At 60.0% G+C, this 20,634-nt stretch carries 23 protein-coding genes and 1 tRNA gene; 3 read left to right on the top strand and 21 right to left on the bottom strand.

Annotated features, from left to right (window positions below; translation table 11 throughout):
• Positions 1 to 16 precede the first annotated feature (16 nt).
• The 3 genes from C5750_RS02415 to C5750_RS02405 all read right to left on the bottom strand — a co-directional run bounded on the left by C5750_RS02415 (position 17) and on the right by C5750_RS02405 (position 1,665).
• Complete coding sequence (locus C5750_RS02415; RefSeq protein ID WP_105732258.1) at positions 17 to 586, bottom strand: NADPH-dependent FMN reductase; 570 nt, start codon at positions 584 to 586, stop codon at positions 17 to 19.
• A 208-nt stretch (positions 587 to 794) separates the two neighbouring features.
• The gene (gene rpsU, locus C5750_RS02410; protein WP_105732257.1) at positions 795 to 1,070 is read right to left on the bottom strand and encodes a 30S ribosomal protein S21; all 276 of its coding nucleotides are present in this window, start codon (positions 1,068 to 1,070) and stop codon (positions 795 to 797) included.
• 250 nt (positions 1,071 to 1,320) lie between these two features.
• Positions 1,321 to 1,665 carry a RidA family protein gene (locus tag C5750_RS02405; RefSeq protein WP_105732256.1) on the bottom strand — a complete coding sequence of 115 codons (345 nt, stop codon included), beginning with the start codon at positions 1,663 to 1,665 and terminating at the stop codon, positions 1,321 to 1,323.
• A gap of 445 nt (positions 1,666 to 2,110) precedes the next feature.
• On the opposite strand from C5750_RS02405, the gene C5750_RS02400 reads away from it, so the two are divergent.
• Complete coding sequence (locus C5750_RS02400; RefSeq protein WP_342588448.1) at positions 2,111 to 2,857, top strand: FkbM family methyltransferase; 747 nt, start codon at positions 2,111 to 2,113, stop codon at positions 2,855 to 2,857.
• Between the two features lie 54 nt (positions 2,858 to 2,911).
• Here the strand turns inward: C5750_RS02400 and C5750_RS02395 are convergent.
• From C5750_RS02395 to C5750_RS02380, 4 genes are all read right to left on the bottom strand, one after another.
• Positions 2,912 to 2,987, bottom strand: a tRNA-Lys gene (locus tag C5750_RS02395).
• A gap of 103 nt (positions 2,988 to 3,090) precedes the next feature.
• On the bottom strand, positions 3,091 to 4,008 hold the full coding sequence (locus C5750_RS02390) for a PhzF family phenazine biosynthesis protein (protein ID WP_105732254.1): 918 nt from the start codon (positions 4,006 to 4,008) through the stop codon (positions 3,091 to 3,093).
• Positions 4,009 to 4,125: 117 nt separating this feature from the next.
• Positions 4,126 to 4,836, bottom strand: a complete 711-nt coding sequence (locus C5750_RS02385) for an NUDIX hydrolase (protein WP_105732253.1) — start codon at positions 4,834 to 4,836, stop codon at positions 4,126 to 4,128.
• Positions 4,837 to 4,839: 3 nt separating this feature from the next.
• Entirely contained in the window at positions 4,840 to 5,955 is a 1,116-nt protein-coding gene (locus tag C5750_RS02380; protein ID WP_105732252.1) for an endonuclease/exonuclease/phosphatase family protein, read from the bottom strand.
• Between the two features lie 159 nt (positions 5,956 to 6,114).
• On the opposite strand from C5750_RS02380, the gene C5750_RS02375 reads away from it, so the two are divergent.
• Positions 6,115 to 6,471 (top strand): BA14K family protein, encoded by a 357-nt coding sequence (locus tag C5750_RS02375; RefSeq protein WP_105732251.1) that lies wholly within the window; start codon positions 6,115 to 6,117, stop codon positions 6,469 to 6,471.
• A 52-nt stretch (positions 6,472 to 6,523) separates the two neighbouring features.
• Here C5750_RS02375 and ilvC read toward each other — a convergent pair whose 3' ends face one another.
• From ilvC to C5750_RS02350, 5 genes are all read right to left on the bottom strand, one after another.
• A complete protein-coding gene (ilvC, locus tag C5750_RS02370) occupies positions 6,524 to 7,543 on the bottom strand; it encodes a ketol-acid reductoisomerase (protein WP_105732250.1) in 1,020 nt (339 codons plus the stop codon).
• 34 nt (positions 7,544 to 7,577) lie between these two features.
• On the bottom strand, positions 7,578 to 8,222 hold the full coding sequence (locus C5750_RS02365; RefSeq protein WP_105732249.1) for a TetR/AcrR family transcriptional regulator: 645 nt from the start codon (positions 8,220 to 8,222) through the stop codon (positions 7,578 to 7,580).
• A 105-nt stretch (positions 8,223 to 8,327) separates the two neighbouring features.
• Complete coding sequence (locus tag C5750_RS02360; protein ID WP_105732248.1) at positions 8,328 to 9,551, bottom strand: FAD-dependent oxidoreductase; 1,224 nt, start codon at positions 9,549 to 9,551, stop codon at positions 8,328 to 8,330.
• Between the two features lie 78 nt (positions 9,552 to 9,629).
• A complete protein-coding gene (locus tag C5750_RS02355) occupies positions 9,630 to 11,555 on the bottom strand; it encodes a potassium transporter Kup (RefSeq protein WP_105732247.1) in 1,926 nt (641 codons plus the stop codon).
• Positions 11,556 to 11,697: 142 nt separating this feature from the next.
• Positions 11,698 to 12,438: a pyridoxine 5'-phosphate synthase gene (locus C5750_RS02350; protein WP_105733073.1), complete on the bottom strand. Its 741-nt coding sequence runs from the start codon at positions 12,436 to 12,438 to the stop codon at positions 11,698 to 11,700.
• Positions 12,439 to 12,577: 139 nt separating this feature from the next.
• On the opposite strand from C5750_RS02350, the gene C5750_RS02345 reads away from it, so the two are divergent.
• The gene (locus C5750_RS02345) at positions 12,578 to 13,279 is read left to right on the top strand and encodes a TenA family protein (protein ID WP_105732246.1); all 702 of its coding nucleotides are present in this window, start codon (positions 12,578 to 12,580) and stop codon (positions 13,277 to 13,279) included.
• Here C5750_RS02345 and C5750_RS26790 read toward each other — a convergent pair.
• The 9 genes from C5750_RS26790 to C5750_RS02300 all read right to left on the bottom strand — a co-directional run bounded on the left by C5750_RS26790 (position 13,273) and on the right by C5750_RS02300 (position 20,429).
• Entirely contained in the window at positions 13,273 to 13,926 is a 654-nt protein-coding gene (locus C5750_RS26790; protein ID WP_245420958.1) for a DUF930 domain-containing protein, read from the bottom strand. The genes C5750_RS02345 and C5750_RS26790 overlap by 7 nt on opposite strands.
• A 95-nt stretch (positions 13,927 to 14,021) precedes the next feature.
• On the bottom strand, positions 14,022 to 15,149 hold the full coding sequence (locus C5750_RS02335) for an ATP-dependent DNA helicase (RefSeq protein WP_105732245.1): 1,128 nt from the start codon (positions 15,147 to 15,149) through the stop codon (positions 14,022 to 14,024).
• 61 nt (positions 15,150 to 15,210) lie between these two features.
• The gene (locus tag C5750_RS02330; protein ID WP_130270054.1) at positions 15,211 to 15,678 is read right to left on the bottom strand and encodes a hypothetical protein; all 468 of its coding nucleotides are present in this window, start codon (positions 15,676 to 15,678) and stop codon (positions 15,211 to 15,213) included.
• Positions 15,659 to 16,021 (bottom strand): nitrile hydratase accessory protein, encoded by a 363-nt coding sequence (locus C5750_RS02325; protein WP_280952384.1) that lies wholly within the window; start codon positions 16,019 to 16,021, stop codon positions 15,659 to 15,661. The genes C5750_RS02330 and C5750_RS02325 overlap by 20 nt, the downstream gene beginning before the upstream one ends.
• On the bottom strand, positions 16,008 to 16,667 hold the full coding sequence (gene nthB, locus C5750_RS02320) for a nitrile hydratase subunit beta (RefSeq protein WP_105732243.1): 660 nt from the start codon (positions 16,665 to 16,667) through the stop codon (positions 16,008 to 16,010). The genes C5750_RS02325 and nthB overlap by 14 nt, the downstream gene beginning before the upstream one ends.
• Complete coding sequence (gene nthA / locus C5750_RS02315; protein WP_105732242.1) at positions 16,664 to 17,284, bottom strand: nitrile hydratase subunit alpha; 621 nt, start codon at positions 17,282 to 17,284, stop codon at positions 16,664 to 16,666. The genes nthB and nthA overlap by 4 nt, the downstream gene beginning before the upstream one ends.
• A gap of 37 nt (positions 17,285 to 17,321) precedes the next feature.
• Positions 17,322 to 17,915, bottom strand: coding sequence for a LysE family translocator (locus C5750_RS02310; protein ID WP_105732241.1), 594 nt, complete (start codon positions 17,913 to 17,915; stop codon positions 17,322 to 17,324).
• A gap of 112 nt (positions 17,916 to 18,027) precedes the next feature.
• Positions 18,028 to 18,600 carry an acetolactate synthase small subunit gene (ilvN, locus tag C5750_RS02305; RefSeq protein WP_105732240.1) on the bottom strand — a complete coding sequence of 191 codons (573 nt, stop codon included), beginning with the start codon at positions 18,598 to 18,600 and terminating at the stop codon, positions 18,028 to 18,030.
• A 23-nt stretch (positions 18,601 to 18,623) separates the two neighbouring features.
• A complete protein-coding gene (locus tag C5750_RS02300) occupies positions 18,624 to 20,429 on the bottom strand; it encodes an acetolactate synthase 3 large subunit (RefSeq protein ID WP_105732239.1) in 1,806 nt (601 codons plus the stop codon).
• Positions 20,430 to 20,634 lie beyond the last annotated feature (205 nt).

Below are 20,634 nucleotides of genomic sequence, written 5' to 3'. Positions count from 1 at the left end.
GGACGCCTTTACCGGATCAGGACGCGCGCAACGGCTTCAACGCATTGCTCCACTTGAGCAATTCGCCAAGCATGGTGTTGGCACTCGCCGTCACCAGTTCATTGGCCTGGAACACGCCTTCATCGTTGATGAACTGCTGATACGCCGGAACGGGAACGCCTTCGGGGATGGGAACCATGCGCAGGCCGGCGATGAGGCCCTTGACCGATTCGACCGAGCGCAGGCCGCCCGACACGCCGCCATAGCTGACGAAACCGACCGGCTTGTAGTTCCACTCCTGCCAGAGATAGATGATCGCATTGGTCAGGGATGGCGGGGCGAAATAGTCATATTCCGGCGTCACGAAAACGATTGCATCGCCCGCTTCGATCAGCGCGCTCCACTTTTTCGTGTGCGCATGCTCATACTTCTTGGCGCGCGGGTGGTTGGGTTCGTCGAAAACCGGCAGGTTGAGATCGGCCAGGTCAATCAGGACGGGTTCGAACTGGCCATCCTGTTTGACGAAGTCATGGAACCATTTCGAAACCGGCGAACCGGCGCGGCCCGGGCGGGTGCTGACATGGACGATGTTGAGCTTGGGTGCCATTGAAAGGTCTCCATAAGGCTTGAATATCATGGAGCATGCATAGGCGCGGCGTGATGCAACGCACAAGAAGGCACTTTTTTGAAACCGGGTAATATCGATGTGAAGACGACAGTTACGGCGGAGTCTTCATAAAACGAAACCCGCTCCAGCATGGCGTGCTGTGCGGGTTCTGTCGCGTTTTGCAAGGACCGGAAACTCCGGTCATTGATTATCGGTTGTTGTTGAAATCGCTGGAAGCGGCACCTGGACGGGCAACGCGTTCTTTCTTCTTCGGACCAGGAAGCAGACCTTCACGCTGTGCCTGCTTGCGCGCTGCCTTGCGGGCGCGGCTGACGGCTTCAGCCTTTTCACGGACACGGCGCTCGGATGGCTTTTCAAAAGCCTGGCGCGCCTTCATTTCGCGAAAGAGACCTTCGCGCTGCATCTTCTTTTTCAGGACCCGGAGGGCCTGTTCAACATTGTTATCACGGACGAGAACTTGCAATCGTTTTCCTTACCCATGCTTGTCTCGTCTTGCGGACCTAAGCGCCACAATCAGACAAGCGTTTGATGAATTACCACAACGGCAATCCCGAGAAGCGCGGACTTTATTCATTCCCGCGCTAAAAATCCAGTGCACGGGCGCAGTTTTACTGACATGCACTGTATTTCATCCCGGCAAATTCAATATTTCCGCCGGGATGAACCTGTCATTCTGCCAAATCCGCCCTATCGGACGGATTTTCCGCAGGGAATCAGATGGCAGCGGTGATGATGATTTCGACGAGGTAGTCCGGTGTCGCCAGCTTGGCTTCGCCGGTGGCGCGCGCAGGCGTGTTGGCCGGATCAACCCAGGCATCCCAAACCGCATTCATTTCAGCAAAGTCCTTCATGTCGGCCATCCAGATGATGGCCTGCAGGATCTTGGACTTGTCGGAACCGGCTTCCTTCAACAGGCGCTCGACCGAAGCCAGAACGTCCTTGGTCTGCTCGGTGACGCTTTTGCCCGGCGTGCCGACCTGTCCTGCAAGATAAACCGTGTTGCCATGGATAACGGCCTGGCTCATGCGTGGGCCGACTTCAATACGACGAATGCTCATGGAAAGCTCCTCTAGCAGTTTGGATAGATCGATACTGGACAGGCATATAAGAAAAAAGGGCCATCCGGCCCTGTTCAAGGCGTTATAGTTGGGACCCGCCGGAAAGCAACAGAAATCATCGTTCAACCCGTGGTTTTCACGTGCCTTGCCCTCTGACACGAGCCGCCCGCGGCCGTTTGCATCTGCGTTCGCTGCACCGGTATTAACCACGGGAAAGAAGGGCAAACGATCTGACGCAAATGGGCTTATTCTGTCGCTATGTGTCTTGCAGCATCACCGCGCCGCTGCATACTCGGCCATGCGGCGGCAGCAGCGCTCTTGACGGCGACGACCTGCACCAACCAACTGCAAATCACTATTAATTCAACTTTATACTTGCATCACTAGACAACATTACGATTATGTAAGAGACTCTTAAACAAAATTCGACGGGAGTGATAAGTAATTGATATATCCATTCGTTGAAAACATAAGATATGGCGACAGATCTTTACCGTTTTGTATCGCCGATGAGATCGGATATCATTGGTACGTTGCAGTTGGTAACAACTATACTGGATTTCGCGAGCGTTGCATTTACTTGATCGAACCAGGCTCGCATGTTGTTGACTGCGGCTCCCATCATGGATTGATGACTGTGCTGTTCGGCCAAAAGGCGGGTCCCGCCGGCAGGGTGACCGCTTTTGACGCGCTGCCATTCAATGCGGGTGTCGTGCAGCGCAATGCCGAGCTGAACGGGCTGGCAAATGTGGTGACGCATGGCAAGGCCGTCGGGCAGAAGACGGGCACCCACAAGGTGCTGGCCCCGCACAGCAACGTCATCCTCAACGATATCAATGTGCATGCTCCCGATGGTGATCTGGTCGTCGAGGTCATCGCGCTTGACGATGCGGATCTCGGCAAGGTGGATTTTCTCAAGATCGACGTGGAAGGACATGAGGTTGCCGCCCTGAAGGGCGCCCGCGGCGTGTTGCAGCAGCTGCCGTTTATCGACATCGAAATTCACAACTTCATGCAGGTCGACGCGCGTGCCCACTGCTTTGCCATCATGGAAGCCCTGCCGGCCGGCGGATATGTTTTTTCCATCGACGAGGATCCCGAATGGCACGAGGCGCATGAGATCGACATGAATTACCTCATCGGTCTGCCCAACCCTCATCTTCTGGCCAAGCCAAAACAGCGGATGCTCTAAAATCGCGGTAAAATGAGAAAACCCCAAGTCATTGACATGACCTGGGGTTCTGATTGGTGGGCACAGTAGGGATCGAACCTACGACCCGCTGATTAAGAGTCAGCTGCTCTACCAACTGAGCTATGTGCCCGTCAGCCGCTTTGACGACCGAAGGTGGGGGCTCTATAACGGGGCAAATCCGGCCTGTCCAGCCCTTCTTGAAAACTTTATGTCAGCTTTGAACAATAAGTTGTTTAAACAAAAAGCTGTCCCTCTGCCGTCTTGACCGCCGAACCACCGATACGCCCGCCGGCAAGCTTCTGGTCGGCGATATCCAGCTCCAGCCGCAAGCGCGATGGACGGCCCATTTCCTGGCCCTGCTCCAGCCACAGCCGCAGCAATCCGTCGAGCGGCCGGTCAAAGTGCTGGATGGCGCCAGCAAAAGCTGCCGTGGCGGAACCCGTTGCCGGGTCCTCATAGGTGCCTTCGTCGCTGACAAACATCCGCGCATGAAAATTGCTGTCGTGCAGCGTCGTTTCGCGGCAATAGACATAAGCGGGCAGCTGACGCCCGTCGATCACAGGCGCAGCCTTTTTCATGGCGTCCTGATTGATTCGAATCCGCCCGGCGGCGGCCAGCCCGTGAATCGGGATCAGCAGGTAAGGCACGCCCGCATCCCAGACGGTCGGAACGTGATTCTCGAAGCCGATCTCCCTTGGCTCCAGGCGCAGGGCATTGGCCAATGCGATCCTGTCGTGATTGTACGGCACCTGTTCCGGCAGCTTGGGAAGATCGAATTCGGCAAATGCTCCCGCCTTGCTGAGCTTCACGCCGCAGCGGACCGGGCCGACCTTCTCTTCCAGAATGATCAGCGTTTCCTGATCCCCCGCAACATCGGGAAAGCGGCTTTGCGCCAGGGCAATGGCGGAGCCAACGGTCGGATGACCGGCAAAAGGCATTTCGTAGTCGGGCGTGAAAATCCTGATCTGCGCCGTATGGGCGGGGTTCTGCGCCGGCAGCACAAACACCGTCTCGGACAGATTGAATTGCCCGGCAATGCGCTGCATGGCGGCATCATCCAGTCCGGCCGCATCGTGCACAACCGCGAGGGGATTGCCCGTCAGGACCTCGTCGGTGAAAACATCATAGACTTGATAATGCCGGCCGCTCATTTGCTTACTCCTCGTCAAACCTTTGGCGAAAGTAGAGACTGGAGAGAGCTGTTCAAGATAAACCTTGTGACGGTGACATTCCAGCCTGCAGGCCATGTGGTGCGTGGTTCGACAAGCTCAAGATCCAAAATGCCAGTCGCCAAAAGTGGCGAAGGTGCGCGGCGTCGCCTCGCCCATCTCGCCCGCAGCCGCAATGGCACAAACACCATCCAGTTCCGGATCGGCCTGGGCGGCAATGGCTGCACGGATCGACGCGAGCAGTTCATCGCCGGTCTGCCGGAAATAGTAACGCCGGAACACGGCAATGCTCCGTTCCACCTTGACGAGATAGGCCATGGTGTCCCGGCGCAATGCGCTGCCAAGATCAATGCCGGTTTCCTCGGCCACCTCGCGCTGGGCATTGCCGTCGAAGTCGACCTGATCGCCAACAAGATCACCCGCATCGAAGGAGCCTGCCGGGAAATATACCCGTCCGGCCGCCGATGTCGTTGCGCCCATCTGCCCGGCAATCAGCCTGTTGTCGGCCGATACCATGACCCCGACGCTGAAGATGTGCCACGGCTTTGCGTCCGTGCGGTTGCGCTTCCAGTGCATCATGGTGGCAAAGCTCGTCCGCCTGTAGGCCGCGCGGAAAATACCCGCATCGATCGCAGCCCGTTCAGCCAGGAAGAACGAGCCGTCGAAAAGCGAGGGATTGGCCGCCAGTTCGCGTGTCCAGTTCGCAATTATGCCGGCACGGTGCTGAACATCATAGGCGAGAGGCCCCTCCTCCACGCGCACAATGGCCTGACGGATCGGGATGACGGTTGCTTCGGCAATGGTGTGCATGGGTCAGACGACGTTGAACGTGACGGCAACGGGGCAATGATCGCTTGCCTTGGGGCGATCCCAGCCAATTCTTGGAAACAGCTCGACCTTCTGATCAGGCGGGAAAATCGTGCGGTATGGCTGGCCGCGCCGGATGATGTCGGGCACTACCTTGCTGTTGGTCCGGGCCAATGCGGGAGACGCCAGGATGTAATCGAGCTGGCACAGGTGCCGCTCCTCCGGGCCGCGCGTATGGTACAGCGTCCAGCGATCCATCACCGGGCGCCGTTCCACCAGATTTTCGCAGAAGCCGCCTTCCAGCAGCACATCGACGCTGCTCGTCGCCTCGCGCACCGGATCGAACCTGTATCCGGCCAGCGAATCGCCGCCAATGACGATCCGTTCGCGATAATCGTTGAAATCGCCGCAGATCACCCAATGCTTGCTGGCTGCACCGCCGCTGTTCGCAAACCGGTCCTCGATGATGCGCCGCACCGCCTTGGCCTCGGCCACGCGCACCGGCATGGAGGCCGTGCGCCCGTCCAGCCCGTTGCGCGGCGGCCCCATGGACTTGAAGTGGCTGACGAACAGTGTCAGCGGCCGCCCGCCAATACGCACGTCAATCTCCAGGCAGTCGCGCTTGAAAATGCGCTCATGCGGCTCAAGCCCGAGCGCAGCGATCTCGGCGTTGTAAAGCCCGAAATCATTGTAGGTCACGTGGGCATGGCTGGTCATTTCGATGAATTCGATCGGCTCGCCATGCCGGGTCTGGTCGCGCATGAGCACTGCCACGTCGATACCGCGGCTGTCATTGCCTTCCAGCATGTATTTGTGCCGGTAGCCCTCGCCGACCATCTTGAAGAGATAGCCGAACTCGAAGGCGTTCAGCGCACCGATATTATCGACTTCCTGCAGGCAGAGAATATCCGCGTGGGTTTCGGCAATGGCAAGCGCCGTCAGCTGGCGCGTATCGTCCGCATGGGCGATCGCCCGTGCCTGTTCCAGCTGCCGGTACTGTTCCTCATCATTGATCTGGAACAGCTGCAGCGTCCGGTCCTTGTTCAGATTGTTCTTGAAGCCGGAGAAATCGAACCTGTTCATCAGATTTTCGACATTGAACGTGGCGATGCGTACAGACATTCACAGACCCTGAATTATGAAAACCGGCGGCCGAAGCAGGACGCTGGTGTGAACCTAGCCTGATTGGCTGGCCACAACCAGTGCCGAAACCGTTACCGCGGGGATTTCCGCTTGGCGGTAGCGATAGGGAATACAAAGGCCTATATTAGGGGAAACAGCATGGACATGACGATGATGAAGACCCTGATCACAGCCCTCGCCGCCTTCGGCCTTGCCCTGACCGTCGGCCTTAGCGCCGCATCGGCGCAGGTGCAGCCCTATCGCCCGGCTCCGCGCGGCAATGATGTGGTGCCAAAACAGCCGCTGATCCTCGGCACCGACAGCCCCGCCAACCTTGCAGGCCCCAATTGCACGGGCTCGGCGCGCTGCAACGATTTCCGCACCAGCCGGCCCATCATCTCGCCGCCGACCCGCACCCAGGCGCAGATCTGCCAGGACCGCTATCAATCCTACCGCGCCTTCGACAACACCTATCAGCCCCTGAGCGGGCCGCGCCGCACCTGCACGCTGCAATGAAAAAGGCCGATAGATCGCTCTATCGGCCTTTTATTCGAACGGTCCGGAGACCTTAGTTCTTGGCTTTGTCGACCAGCTTGTTGCTGCCGATCCATGGCATCATGCCGCGTAGCTTTTCACCGACTTCTTCAATCTGGTGCTTGTCATTGTTGCGGCGGATGGCCTTGAAGCGCGATGCGCCGGCCTTGTATTCCTGCATCCAGTCGGAGGTGAACTTGCCGGTCTGGATGTCGGTCAGGACACGCTTCATCTCGGCCTTTGTTTCGGCGGTGATGATGCGCGGGCCGGAAACGTATTCGCCCCACTCGGCCGTGTTGGAGATCGAGTAGTTCATGTTGGCGATGCCGCCTTCATAGATCAGGTCGACGATCAGCTTCACTTCGTGCAGGCATTCGAAATAGGCCATTTCAGGGGCATAGCCGCCTTCAACCAGCGTTTCGAAACCGGCGCGGATCAGTTCGACCAGGCCGCCGCACAGAACCACCTGTTCGCCGAACAGATCGGTTTCGCACTCTTCGCGGAAATTGGTTTCGATGACGCCCGAACGGCCGCCGCCAACACCGCAGGCATAGGACAGTGCGAGATCATGCGCATTGCCCGATGCATCCTGGTGGATGGCGATGAGGCAGGGAACGCCGCCGCCCTTCTGGTATTCGCCGCGAACCGTGTGGCCGGGGCCCTTCGGCGCGATCATGACCACGTCAACGGTCTTCTTTGGCTCGATCAGGCCGAAATGCACGTTGAGGCCGTGGGCGAAGGCAATCGCGGCACCGTCACGGATATTGTCGGCGATGTGATCCTTGTAGATGTCGGCCTGCAGTTCGTCCGGGGTCGCCATCATCATCAGGTCGGCCCATTTTGCCGCTTCGGCAACGCTGACGACCTGGAAGCCGTCGGCTTCGGCCTTCTTGGCGGTGGCAGAGCCCTGACGCAGGGCAATGCGCACGTCCTTGGCACCGGAGTCCTTCAGGTTCAGCGCATGGGCGCGGCCCTGCGAACCGTAACCGATAATGGCAACCTTCTTCGACTTGATCAGGTTGATGTCTGCATCGCGGTCATAATATACGCGCATTGATTTCTTCCCTTCAGCGTTGCGTACAGCGGCCTTAACCGGCCGCGTTGGTATGAGCTCCATAAAGAGCGAAAAACTGCTGTGTCGCGCGCCGGGCCTCGCCGTCGATTGCCACATCAGTCAACTCGAACCGGTCGCCGAGCAGCAACCGGATTTGCACATCCCGGACGACCAGTCCGAAAAAAGTGCGAAATGCGTCTTCCGTATCGTCGAACGCCAGCAGCCCGGCGTCGCGCCCGACCTCAAGCAGCGGCATCAGGCGGCGCGCCATGGCAAACGGCCCGTTCTCCAGCACGATGGCGCCGAGATCGCGCTTGTCGCTGCCCGCATGGCTGACGGCCACGCGGTTGAGCGCCACGGAAATCTTGCCGGAGAGAACGCGCAGCCAATCCGACGCAAAGCGCTCCAGCCCGCTTGTCAGCGATGCGAGATCAAGACCGTCGCGCCTGACCGTGACGCCGCGCACCTTCGACGCCTGCCACTGGACCGTCGCGGTCAGGAGCCCGTCCCGGTCACCGAACCATTTGTAGAGGGTTTCCTTGGAGCAGCTGGCGCGGCGCGCCACGCTCGTCATCGTCAGGGCATCGCCCGCTTCCACCAGCAGGCCAAGCGCCGCATCGAGAACGTCGCGCTGACGCTCTGTCAATGGGCTGTCACTGGCTTCCGCAGCGGATTGCACGAGGCTTCTTCCCTTCGATTTCACGGCTTCAATTGCCGTACCGTACGTTACGGTTCGGTTCTAGTGCGGTGAAAATCATTTGGCAAGTGGGCGTGAAAAAGATTCCTAAATCCAGGCCTTTTCCCGCAAACCGATTGGCCGGAACGGGTCGATCAGGGTACCCGATACCATGGATGCCAGAAGCTGCGGCGCCGGCGGAATGCGCGCCACGGTCGGAACCACCCAGTCGCGCGCGAAGGGCAACAGGGTCGAATCCGACTGGTAGAACGGGGTGAATGCCCGCGACAGGGCCTGGAAACCGCGCACATGCGCCCGGCGGGAAGCGGCATAGGCTGATAGTGCCGCATCGATCTCCGTGGATGTGGCAAGGGCATGGGCAAGCGCCCGCGCGTCCAGCAGCGCCATATTGGCACCCTGCCCGAGCTGCGGGCTGGTGGAATGGGCGGCATCGCCAATGACGGCAAGATGGCGCCCGGCAGGCATGGCCAGCGTATGATGGCCATAGCGCGCCAGCGTCATGTCGTCGAAACCATTGATCTGACCGGTATAGGCGGAACATTCCGGCCAGAGCGACAATACCCGGTCTTTCCAGCTTTCGATCCCTGCCGCGCGCAAGGCCTCCGCCTCATCCGGTTTTGTACTCCAGAAGAAAGCGGCCATCGGATCTCCGGCGGCATCTGTTCTGCCAATCGGCAGCACGCCGATCATCACGCCAGCCCTACGGTAGCGCTGCAGCAGCGAGCGTGTGTCAAACCCCTCCCCGCACCATTTCAGCGATGTCCAGAAAGCGCCGTACGTCAGGGGCTCCGGTTCGCAGGGATGGATCGCAAACTGCTTGAGCCGCGAGCGCGATCCGCTGGCATCGATGACCAGATCGAACGTGCCGATGCTGCGGCCCGTATTGGTCATCAGCCATGCCCGGCCATTGCCCGTGTGCATCGTGATGACGTCGACATTGGTCGTGATATCGATACGCTCCTGCAGCACCGCCTGATACAGCACATCGAACAGGGCGGCGCGATGCACGGCAATGCCGTAGCGCCCGCTTTTCAACGCGGCATACCGGACATCCAGCACTGCCCGCCCGGACAGGGCATCGGCGCCGTAGAGCCGGTCGATCCGGTTGCCGAGGGATGCGATGCGATCAAACAGCCCGAGATCGTCGAGCACCGTCAGGCCGGTGGGTTGCAGGATGAGGCCGGAGCCGAGGGGCGACGGGGCGGCAAACCGTTCAAGCAGTTTGACATCATGCCCGGCGCGATGAAGGTAGAGCGCGGCGGCAAGCCCGGCCGGCCCTGCGCCAACAATGGCGATCTGCTGTTTTTTCAATCTGCCCCCTGCCCGTTTTCTGCTACGGGCATACAGACGCAATATGGGTCTTTCAACCCGATATCGCGTCTCACTGGTTCAGATATTCACTTGCGTGCCAATTTCGACGACGCGGCCGGTCGGAATCTGGAAATACTCCGTGGCATCGCTGGCGGTACGCGCCAGCGCGATGAACAGCCGGTCCTGCCAATGCGGCATTTCCGAACGGGCCGACGCTTTCAGCGAGCGGCGCGACAGGAAGAAGGACGTGGTCATGATGTCGAACTTCCAGCCCTGCTTGCGGCAGATCGCCAGCGTGCGCGGTATGTTCGGGCGCTCCATATAGCCGAAGGTCAGCGTGACGCGCATGAACAGGTCGTTGATCGGCTCGATCTTGACCCGCTCGCTCTTCTTGACCAGCGGCGACGGCGCGGTGATAACGGTCAGGATCACATTGTTCTGATGCAGCACCTTGTAGTGTTTCAGGCTGTGCATGAGAGCTGTCGGCGTGCTCTTGGGATCGCCCGTCAGGAACACGGCGGTTCCCGGCACCAGCGGCGGCGGGTTCTGCGCCATCTTCTTCGAGATCAGATCGAGCGGCACTTCGCCCTTGCGGGTCTTTTCGAACAGCTGACGGCTGCCGCGGACCCAGGTGAACATCACCAGGATGATGAGGAACGCCACCACGAGGGAGGCCCAGCCGCCATCGACGACCTTGATCAGGTTGGCGCTGACGAATGTCAGGTCAACGATGATGAAAGAGACGGTCAGGCTCACGGCCACCCAGAGGCGCCACTTCCAGATGCGGCTCATGACGATGAAGAGCAGGATCGTCGTCACCAGCATGTTGCCGGTCACGGCAATGCCATAGGCGGAAGCCAGGTTGGTCGAGCGTTCGAAGCCAAGGACCAGCAGAATGACCACCAGGCCGAGCAGCATGTTGACCCGCGGCAGGTAGACCTGGCCGGACTGCTTCTCCGAGGTGTGCTCGATGTTGAGGCGCGGCAGGAGATTGAGCTGCACCGCCTGGCGTGACAGTGAATAGGCGCCCGAGATAACAGCCTGACTGGCGATGACGGTGGCGGCGGTGGCAAGCAGCACCATCGGCAGCAGCGCCCAATGCGGGAACATTTCAAAGAACGGGTTCTTGGCCGACTCGCCATGCGCCAGGATGAACGCGCCCTGGCCGAAATAGTTCAGGAGCAGACAGGGGAAGACGACCCAGACCCAGGCCGTGGCAATCGGTTTGCGGCCGAAATGCCCGAGATCCGCATAGAGTGCTTCCGCACCGGTCACCGCCAGGAACACCGTGCCGATGGTCGGGAAGGCCGTTGCCGGGTTCTCGAGGATGTAATCCACCGCATAATACGGGTTGGCGGCGGCAAAGATGCTGACATCGTCGAACAGGTGCCATGCGCCGAAAAAGCCGATGGCCAGAAACCACAACAGGGTGATCGGGCCGAAAATCGTGGCAACACGCGCCGTCCCGAAGCGCTGGACGGAAAACAGGGTCAGGAGAATGACCAAAGTGATGGGAACCACAAAGGGTTCCAGCGACGGGGTAACGATCTCCAGGCCTTCAACCGCCGAAAGCACCGAGATGGCCGGGGTGATCACCGCATCGCCGTAAAACAGCGACGCACCGACAATGCCGAGACCGAGAATGAGCTGTGGCCGGGATTTGAAACTCGACCGCGCCAGCGCCATCAGCGAAAGAATGCCGCCCTCGCCGTCATTGTCGGCGCGCAGCACGAAGAAAACATATTTGATGGTCACGATCAGGGTCAGCGCCCAGAAGATCATCGAGACCACGCCGAGAATATCGGTGCGGCTCAGGACTCCATCGAGCGATGCGGCATGCAACGCTTCGCGGAAAGCGTAGATCGGGCTTGTCCCGATGTCGCCATAGACAACGCCGAGGGCGCCTAGCACAAGAACCGGAAATGCTTCTTTGTGATGCGGTTCCGGTTCATAGGCGGCGGTACCGTTTAAACAGTTCTCGTCGCCAACTTGCTGGTCACTCATACAGGTTTTCCCTCGCTCCGACAGCGTGGGCGGACGAGTTAGTCGTGTTGCACCGCAATATCAATCGCCATTTTAACATAGCTGTCATCCCACGTTATGCAAAAACGCATGGCAACGCAAATCATGCACGCGAATCAAGGCGCTACGCCTGCAACGCATTCATGAATCTTTCCACAGCCCGCGACATACCGTGCGTCAAAGCATCAGCTGTCAGCCCGTGACCGATTGAAACTTCCACCAGATTTGGCACTTTTCTGACGAGAGCAGGCAGATTGGCGACTGTCAGATCGTGCCCGGCATTGACCGCAACGCCTGCCCTTGCCGCCGCTTCCGCGGTCTTTGCCAGCCTGTCCAGTTCCAGCGCCTCGCGGTGCGGATCGTCATGCGCGCCGCCATAGGGGCCGGTATAGAGTTCGACACGATCCGCCCCGAGCGCCTTGGCCAGCGCCGGTGCGTCCGGATCGGCATCGACGAACAGCGACACCCGCGCCGACTGGTGTTTCAGCTGCCGGATGATCGGCGCCAGGAAATCGCCGGTCTTGTTCAGATCCCAGCCATGATCTGATGTGGCCTGTGCCGGATCGTCCGGCACCAGCGTGACCTGTTCGGGCTCGTTCTTGGCGACAAGATCGAGGAATTGCGCCGTCGGATACCCCTCGATGTTGAATTCGGCCTGCGGAAACTCGTCATCGATCAGGGCGCGAATTTCAGGCAGGTCGGAAAAGCGGATATGCCGCTCGTCCGGCCGCGGATGCACGGTCAGGCCCGCGGCGCCGCCAGCCAAGGCCACGCGGCCAAGCCCGATCACACTGGGCCAGGGCAGGTCGCGGCGGTTGCGCAACATGGCGATTGCATTGAGGTTCACGGAAAGGGAAGCTGTCATGCTGAAGTCCAATGTTTCTTGCTGTCCTGATCTTTACAGCAGAAAGCGAACATTAAACATTGGAATCTGGCCTGTCCCGAAAGATGTTCGCAGGTCAGCCCTCGCCTCGCAAGTTCTTGCCCGCAAAGAGTATGGTTTCATGAGCCCATCCGATTTTTCCTCCCCGGTTTTTGCCCAATGGCGTGCGCATGCCGCATCCGACTGGTCCGCTTATGTCGACCACGCCTTTGTGCGCGGCCTGGGCGATGGTTCCCTGCCCGAAACGGCCTTTCTGCACTATCTGGTCCAGGACTACATCTTTCTGTTCCACTTCTCGCGGGCCTGGGGCATGGCTGTCCTGAAAGCGGAAAGCCATGAAGAACTGGAGCTGGCATCGGCAACAGTGCATGCATTGGTCAATCATGAAATGCCGCTGCATATCGAGATATGCGCGAAGGCCGGGATTTCCCGCCAGATGCTGCTGCAGACCGACGAGGAGCCGGAGAACCTCTCCTATACCCGCTACGTCATCGATGCCGGGCTGTCCGGCGACTTTCTCGACCTCATTGCCGCGCTTGCCCCTTGCGTGATGGGCTATGGCGAAATCGGCACCCGCCTTGCCGCTGTCCCGGCGCAAGGCAATCCGTACCGACCATGGATCGATACCTATGCGGGCAAGGACTATCAGGGGGCATGCCACGCGGTCGGGCGGCTCATCGAAAGCAGCGTCCGCACCCGGCTCGGCTCATCGCCTGAAACATCCGGGCGCTGGAAGACGCTCAACCGCCGGTTTCGCGTGGCGACGCGGCTGGAAGCCGGGTTCTGGTCGATGGGATTGCGCGGCGCACGGCTTGCTCAATAGACCGGGGCAAGCGCGTGGTCGGCCCACTCCTCGCGCGGAATGGGTTTACCCACCGTGAACTCAAAGGATTGGACTTCCTGCGTTTCCGGCGAAATTCCGCAGTTGAACGCCAGATTGTACCAGTTTCCGCCGCTGCGCATGGCCGCACCTGGTGCGGTTATAATACCTGATTTCACCTTCGTACTGGCCATGGCATAGGCGATCACCCGGTCCGGCTTGAAGCTTTTGTCCCATTGCGCCACCTGTGCCATGGCTTCAAGATTGCAGATCTGTTCGAGCCTTGTGCCAAGTTCCAGCGTCGGCAGCGCTTCGCGCGTCTGCCGGCTGCGCGGATCGGCCAGCACCTTCGCCGACAGCATGGTCGTCGCCCGGTGCATGCCCGGTTGCTCTGTTGCAGCGGCAGCAGCCGGCGGCGGTGATGCAGAAGGGCGCGCCGGCTGACTGGCAGGCTCCGGTTCGGCAGGCACTGCCGGTACGATTTGGAGGTCGATGATCTCTTCTACAGGCTCATTGAAACGAAACGGTCGCGCCAGGGCGATCAGTGCAAGCACAAGCAGGAGATGAAACACTGCAGAGGCGATCACGCCGCTGGCGCTCGCTTCCCGCCGTGGCGGGCATGCAAAGATGTCACCTGCGACCACGCTCACCGAAAATTGTCTCCCGACAGCTGTTTCCGTTGCGCCGAACAAAGACACGCTCTTGCCGCGAAGGCAACTCCGGGATAAGCGATCCCGGTAATATCCTAACGCACCACCGTCAGCCGTTCGGCCGCGCGCGTGATAGCCGTGTAGAGCCAGCGGTCGCGCGTATCGCGGAAAGCAAAGCTCTCGTCGAACAGCACCACTTCGTTCCATTGCGAGCCCTGCGCCTTGTGGGTTGTCAGCGCGTAGCCATAGTCGAAATCGTCATAGCGCTTCTTGGTCTGCCACGGAATTTCCGTGTCGGGGTCCTCGAACTGCGCCTTGAGCAGCTTGATCTTGGCAACGCCCCTGCCCGGCTCCTCATCCTCCGGCGCCACCAGCAGGTTGATGCCGGGTTTGACCGTCTCGCGCGAGGAGGTCATGACCTTCCACAGCGAACCGTTGAGCAGCCCCTTGGCCGGATCGTTGCGCAGGCACACCAGCTTGTCGCCAGCCTGCGGGAAGGAGGCGGAAAAACCCTTGAGCTCGCGCAGGCGCTGATTGTAGCGACGGCGGGTGCGGTTGGTGCCCACCAGCACCTGATCGGCGCCGAGCACCAGATCCTGCGTCACCTCGTTCTTGGAGATGACCTTGGCCGCACCGAAATCGCCATAGCCGAACTCGCGTCCCTCGCGCACGTCGAGCGCAAGCCGGAGAATAGGATTGTCGCGCGCCTGCCGGTGGATTTCGCTGAGCAGGAAATCCGGCTCGTGTTCGGTGAAGAAGCCGCCGCCGGATATGGGCGGCAGCTGGCCGGGATCGCCCAGCACCAGAATGGGCGTGCCGAAGCTCATGAGATCGCGGCCGAGCTGTTCGTCCACCATCGAGCACTCGTCGACGACGATGAGCTTGGCCTTGGCGACCGGGCTCTGCCGGTTAAGCGAGAAGGTCGGGGCGATGCTGGTCTTGCCGGTGGTTTCATCCTCGACCGCCTCTTCGCCGCGCGGGCGATAGATCAGCGAATGCAGCGTCCGCGCATTGGCGGCGCCCTTCGAGCGCAGGACCTGCGCGGCCTTGCCGGTGAAAGCGGCGAACTGCACATCGCCGTCAATATGCTCGGCGAAATAGCGGGCCAGCGTCGTCTTGCCCGTACCGGCATAGCCGAAAAGCCGAAAAATCGGGCTGCGCCCGTCTTTCAGCCATTTGGAAACGGCGCCGAGCGCCTCATCCTGTTGTGGTGATAATTGCATTGCCCTGACTGACAGGATTCGCCCGCAAAGGGCAAGGAAAATGGGTGAATGACACCTTATACTATAGATTATCCGGGTTTCCCGGCCGGATTTTTCCCGTTCCGGAATAGCCGGTTTCCGTATCGGTCATACGGAATTCATCACCCTTCACCTGCAGGCGCCAGCAGACCTTCTGCTCCTCGCCCTCATAAAGCAGGCAGAGCGTGTCGTTCTCCAGCGTCCACTCGCCCGCATAGGCCATGCCATTGGTCAGCACCTTGTCCGGCTTACAGCATTCAATCAGCTTGCCGCGCGATTTGCCGTCTGTACCCAGAAACTCGGTGAAATTGAAAGGCGGCTGCGCCTTGACTTCACCGGTGATCGTCGCGCCGGTCAGGAGCTTGCGCAGGTCCTGTTCGGTGGTGGCGGGCCAGGACGCGTCCTGTGCCCGGACAGGCACGGAAAAAATGGCCGCTGCCACAAGCATCCATGCAATCGCTGCGCGGCGGACCGTCAAAGCTCCATGCATCTCAAGACCTTTCCGGATCATTTTCCAGCCTGATCGGCTGACCATGCGGGGTTGCGTGGGCAGCACGTTGCCATGAAGCGGCGAGATCATCAATATCCGCAGAATTCGTCACGTTCTTTGCCGCAATGAGGGATTCCAGCGCCGCGACCCAGTGATGGTAGTAATCGCTGCCATCCGCGCGTGCGCCAGGGCGTTTCAGCTGTGTGGAGAGCGCCTGCGCCCACTCATCCCAGCCGAACAGTCCGCGGCTGTGCAGGGCCAGCACCATGGCAAAGGCTTCCGCCTGCCAGGGTTCGGCAAAAACCGGCGCATCGATCCCATCACCCAGCCCTTGCGAATGCGCGATCAGCTCACGCAGGCTCAAGATAGCTCTCCCAGGCGTCGATGCTGACGGTCAAGGCCGGATCGGCGCCCTCACCCCAGATCTCCGCCGCCGTGAACACGACCGTATAGACATATTGCGGGTTCTCACCTTGGCCACGGGCATTGGTATCCGGGAAGACGAAGCCGTCATGCACTGCTTCCACGACACCGGTTTTCCCGCGGGCATAGCGCGGCAGTCGCGTATGCGTCTGCGGGTTGAAGTTGCGGGTTTTGACACGACTTCCCGGCTGGAAACGCGGCGTTTGCCCGACCGGACGGTCGCAGGGACCGCCCTTGGCCAGCACGGCGGCAACGTTCTCCGCTTTCAGGACGCGTTTGGGCTCGGCTCCCTTGCCAAGCGAATGTCCCTTTGCCAATTCCGCATCGGTGACGAAACCGTGGCGCTTCAGCAGCACTTCCAGCGCCTTGGTCCAGATTTCGTAATAGCTCGAGGAATAATAGTCCGCCGGATGCAGGCTTTCCCGCGCATGGCGGCTTTCATCGATGTTCCAGTGCCCCATGGCTCCGGCGGCGAGCGTCAGGCCGAGTGCCCGCTTTTCCCATGCGGCATGGAAATAGGGCTCGTCCTTCTCCGGATTGACCGGGCCGAAACCCATCTGCCCGCCAAGATCCTGCGGCCCGTTCATGCCACCTCCGGCACACGGGCGAGCCCCGTGCCGATCATCGAATCGCGCGTCACCAGCGTGGCAAGCTGTTCTTCGCTCCAGCCATCGGTGCCTTGCGGGCGCAGCGGTATGATGAGGTAGCGCAGTTCGGCGGTCGAATCCCACACGCGGATGTTGGTGGTGTCAGGCAGAACCAGATCAAACTCCGCCAGCACACCGCGCGGATCGATGACGGCGCGCGAGCGGTAAGGTGGCGATTTATACCAGACCGGCGGCAAGCCAAGCACCGACCACGGGTAGCAGGAACACAGCGTGCACACGACGAGATTGTGGGTTTCCGGCGTATTGAACACCGCCTGCATATGCTCGCCCTGACGGCCGGTATAGCTCAGCGACGCAATAGCTGCGGTCGCATCGCGCCTCAACCAGGCATTGAACTCCGCATCGACCCACGCCTTGGCCACAACCCTCGCACCGTTGCGGGGGCCGACTTTGGTTTCGTAGGTGTCGACAATGGCATTGATTGCATCGGGATCGACAAGACCTTTTTCAGTCAGGATCGTTTCCAGTGCCCGCACCCGCGCGGCCATGGGATCAAGCTCATTATCGTGGTCGTGGTGATCATGATCATGGGACATGGTGGAAACTTATGCGCCTCCGGCATTTCGTGCAAGATCAGCGCAGCATCGGCCAGAGACTGACGACAAGCAAGGCGGCCATGCTGATATTGAACCATTTCAGCCGCGTGGGGTCCGACAGCCAGCCGCGCATGAACTGGCCGAAAGCCGCCCAGCTCGACACCGAGGGCACATTGACCAGGGCAAAGGCGATACCGACAATCAGCACCGTGACGAGATAGGCCTGCGGCGCGGTATAGGTCGCCATCGCCGTCACCGCCATGACCCAGGCCTTGGGGTTGACCCACTGGAAGGCGGCGGCCTCCAGGAACGTCATGGGGCGGGCATTGCCATCAACCGTGCCGAGTGAGCGCGACGTCGCGATCTTGTAGGCGAGATAGACCAGATAGGCGCCGCCGGCGAATTTCAGGATCGTGTAGACCAGCGGGATGGTCTGGATCAGGGCGCCCAGGCCAAGACCGACGCCGATCAGCAGCGAAAAGAAGCCGCTGCCGATACCCAGCATATGCGGGATGGTGCGCCGGAAGCCGAAATTCACGCCCGACGCGAGCAGCATCAGATTGTTGGGCCCCGGCGTGATCGACGTGACGAAGGCAAAAACAAGAAGCGTGAAAAAGATTTCGAGCGACATGACAAACCGGATCTGATGCGTGGGGAAGATTTAAGCTTCGGGTCCATGCCGCTCAATCGCAATCTTGTCAGGGATACAATTGCGCATCCCTGAGTTTGACCGCTGCCGAAGCCTACATGCCCAATGGACCGCGATTCATCGCGGCAACGCCAGTGCGGCAGATTTCAACCAGCCCAAGCGGCTTCATGATGGCGATGAACTGATCGATCTTGGAACCCTTGCCGGTGATTTCGAAGATGAAATGTTCCGTCGTCGCGTCCGCCACCTTGGCGTGGAAGGCATCGGCCAGACGCAGCGCCTCGTTGCGGTTCTCGCCGAGCCCCGCCACCTTGACCAGCGCCAGCTCGCGCTGGATCGGCTTTTCATTGCCAAGCTCGTCGGCACGCACAGAAAGATCGACCACCCGGTGCACCGGCACGATGCGTTCGAGCTGGTGGCGGATCTGGTCGAGCACATGCGGCGTGCCGCGCGTCACGATGGTGATGCGCGACAGATGCTGCTCATGCTCGGTTTCCGAGACGGTCAGGCTTTCAATGTTGTAGCCGCGGCCGGAAAACAGGCCGATCACCCGGGCTAGGACGCCGGGTTCGTTGTCAACGAGAACCGATAGCACCGTGGTGATCGGTAGCTCCGTCTCCTTGGCAATGAAATATGCCGAGCCGGAGGCTAGATTTTGAGCGTTCATTATAGTGTTTCCTCTCCGGTTTCTTAAACGAGCTGCCGTCCCTTGGCATCGATGGCATTGGCAACGGCTTCATCCGTCGCTTCGTCGGGCAGGAGCATTTCATTATGCGCCTTCCCCGACGGAATCATCGGGAAGCAGTTTGCCAGATTGGCCACGCGGCAATCGAACAGAACCGGTTTCTTCACGTCGATCATTTCCTGGATGGCATCATCCAGCTGGTCGGGCTTCTCGCAGCGGATACCGTGGCCGCCATAGGCTTCCGCCAGCTTGACGAAATCGGGCAAGGCTTCCGTATAGGAGTGCGACAGGCGGTTGCCATGCAGCAATTGCTGCCACTGGCGCACCATGCCCATATACTGGTTGTTGAGGATGAAGATCTTGATCGGCGCTTCATACTGCACCGCCGCGCTCATCTCCTGCATCGTCATCTGCACCGAAGCATCGCCGGCAATGTCGATGACGAGCGAATTGGGATGGGCAATCTGCACGCCCAATGCCGCCGGCAGGCCGTAACCCATGGTGCCGAGGCCGCCGGAGGTCATCCAGCGGTTCGGCTTTTCAAAGCCATAGAACTGCGCCGCCCACATCTGGTGCTGGCCGACTTCCGTGGTGATGAAGGTGTCACGGTCCTTGGTCAGTTCATACAGCCGCTCCAGGGCATATTGCGGCATGATCACGTCCTTGTTGCGCGTGTAGGACAAGGATTTGCGCGAACGCCATTTGTCGATCTGCGCCCACCATTCGCCCATCGCCTTCTTCTCGGGCTTTTCAGACGATGCGCGCCACAGCCGCACCATATCTTCAAGGACGCGGGCAACGTCACCAATGACGGGAACATCGACGCGAACCGCCTTGTTGATCGAAGACGGGTCGATATCGATGTGGATTTTCTTCGAATTGGGCGAGAAACCATTGAGGCGCCCGGTGATGCGGTCATCGAAGCGCGCGCCGATGCAGACCATGACGTCGCAATCATGCATCGTCATATTGGCCTCATAGGTGCCGTGCATGCCCAGCATGCCGAGCCAGTTCTTGCCCGATGCCGGATAGGCGCCGAGGCCCATCAGGGTCGAGGTAATCGGGAAATTGGTCAGTTCCACCAATTCGCGCAGCAGATGGCTGGCCTGCGGACCGGAGTTGATGACACCGCCGCCGGAATAGATAACCGGGCGCTTGGCGGTAGCCATCAGGGCAACGGCCTGCTTGATCGCTTCGATATCGCCCTCGACCTTGGGCCGGTAGCTGGTGCGCGGCGCGGTTTCCGGCGGCGTATAGAAGCCGGTGGCGAACTGCACGTCCTTCGGCACGTCAACGAGAACCGGGCCTGGGCGGCCGGTGCGCGCCACGTGGAAGGCCTCGTGCAGGACGCGCGCGAGATCGTTGACGTCCTTCACCAGCCAGTTGTGCTTGGTGCACGGACGCGTGATGCCGATCGTATCGCATTCCTGAAACGCGTCCGAACCGATGAGCGTGGTCGGAACCTGGCCGCTGATGCAGACCAGCGGGATCGAGTCCATCAATGCATCCTGCAGCGGCGTCACCGCATTGGTCGCACCGGGGCCGGATGTGACCAGCATGACGCCAACCTTGCCGGTGGAGCGGGCATAGCCCTCGGCCGCATGACCGGCACCCTGCTCATGGCGGACCAGCACGTGATTGATCTTGTCCTGCTGATGCAACTCGTCATAAATGGGAAGGACCGCACCACCCGGATAGCCGAAAATATCCGTCACGCCCTGATCGATGAGTGCCTGAATGACCATTTCGGCACCGGTCATCTCCCGTCGTTGCGATGTGTGGTTGTCACTATCCTGCTTGTCTGCGGTCATCGATCTCTTCCCGTGTATTCTGCGGCTCTCGGCCTTCCAGAAGGTGTTTTCGTTTAGCGTAAGGTTTGGAAATAAAAAAGGCCCCCGAAGGAGCCTGTGTTTCGCGCATGGGAGCTTCCGCCGGGTGCTTACAACACCCTGCCCATGCGCGGTCCCACGACGATAAGAACTGTTTTCATGGTCGCGGACGATAATTAAGCAAATT

Source organism: Phyllobacterium myrsinacearum, from assembly GCF_002980555.1.
Taxonomy (GTDB): domain Bacteria; phylum Pseudomonadota; class Alphaproteobacteria; order Rhizobiales; family Rhizobiaceae; genus Phyllobacterium; species Phyllobacterium myrsinacearum.
Note: the sequence above shows the minus strand (reverse complement) of the source record. Positions and strands in the feature narration are given on the sequence as shown.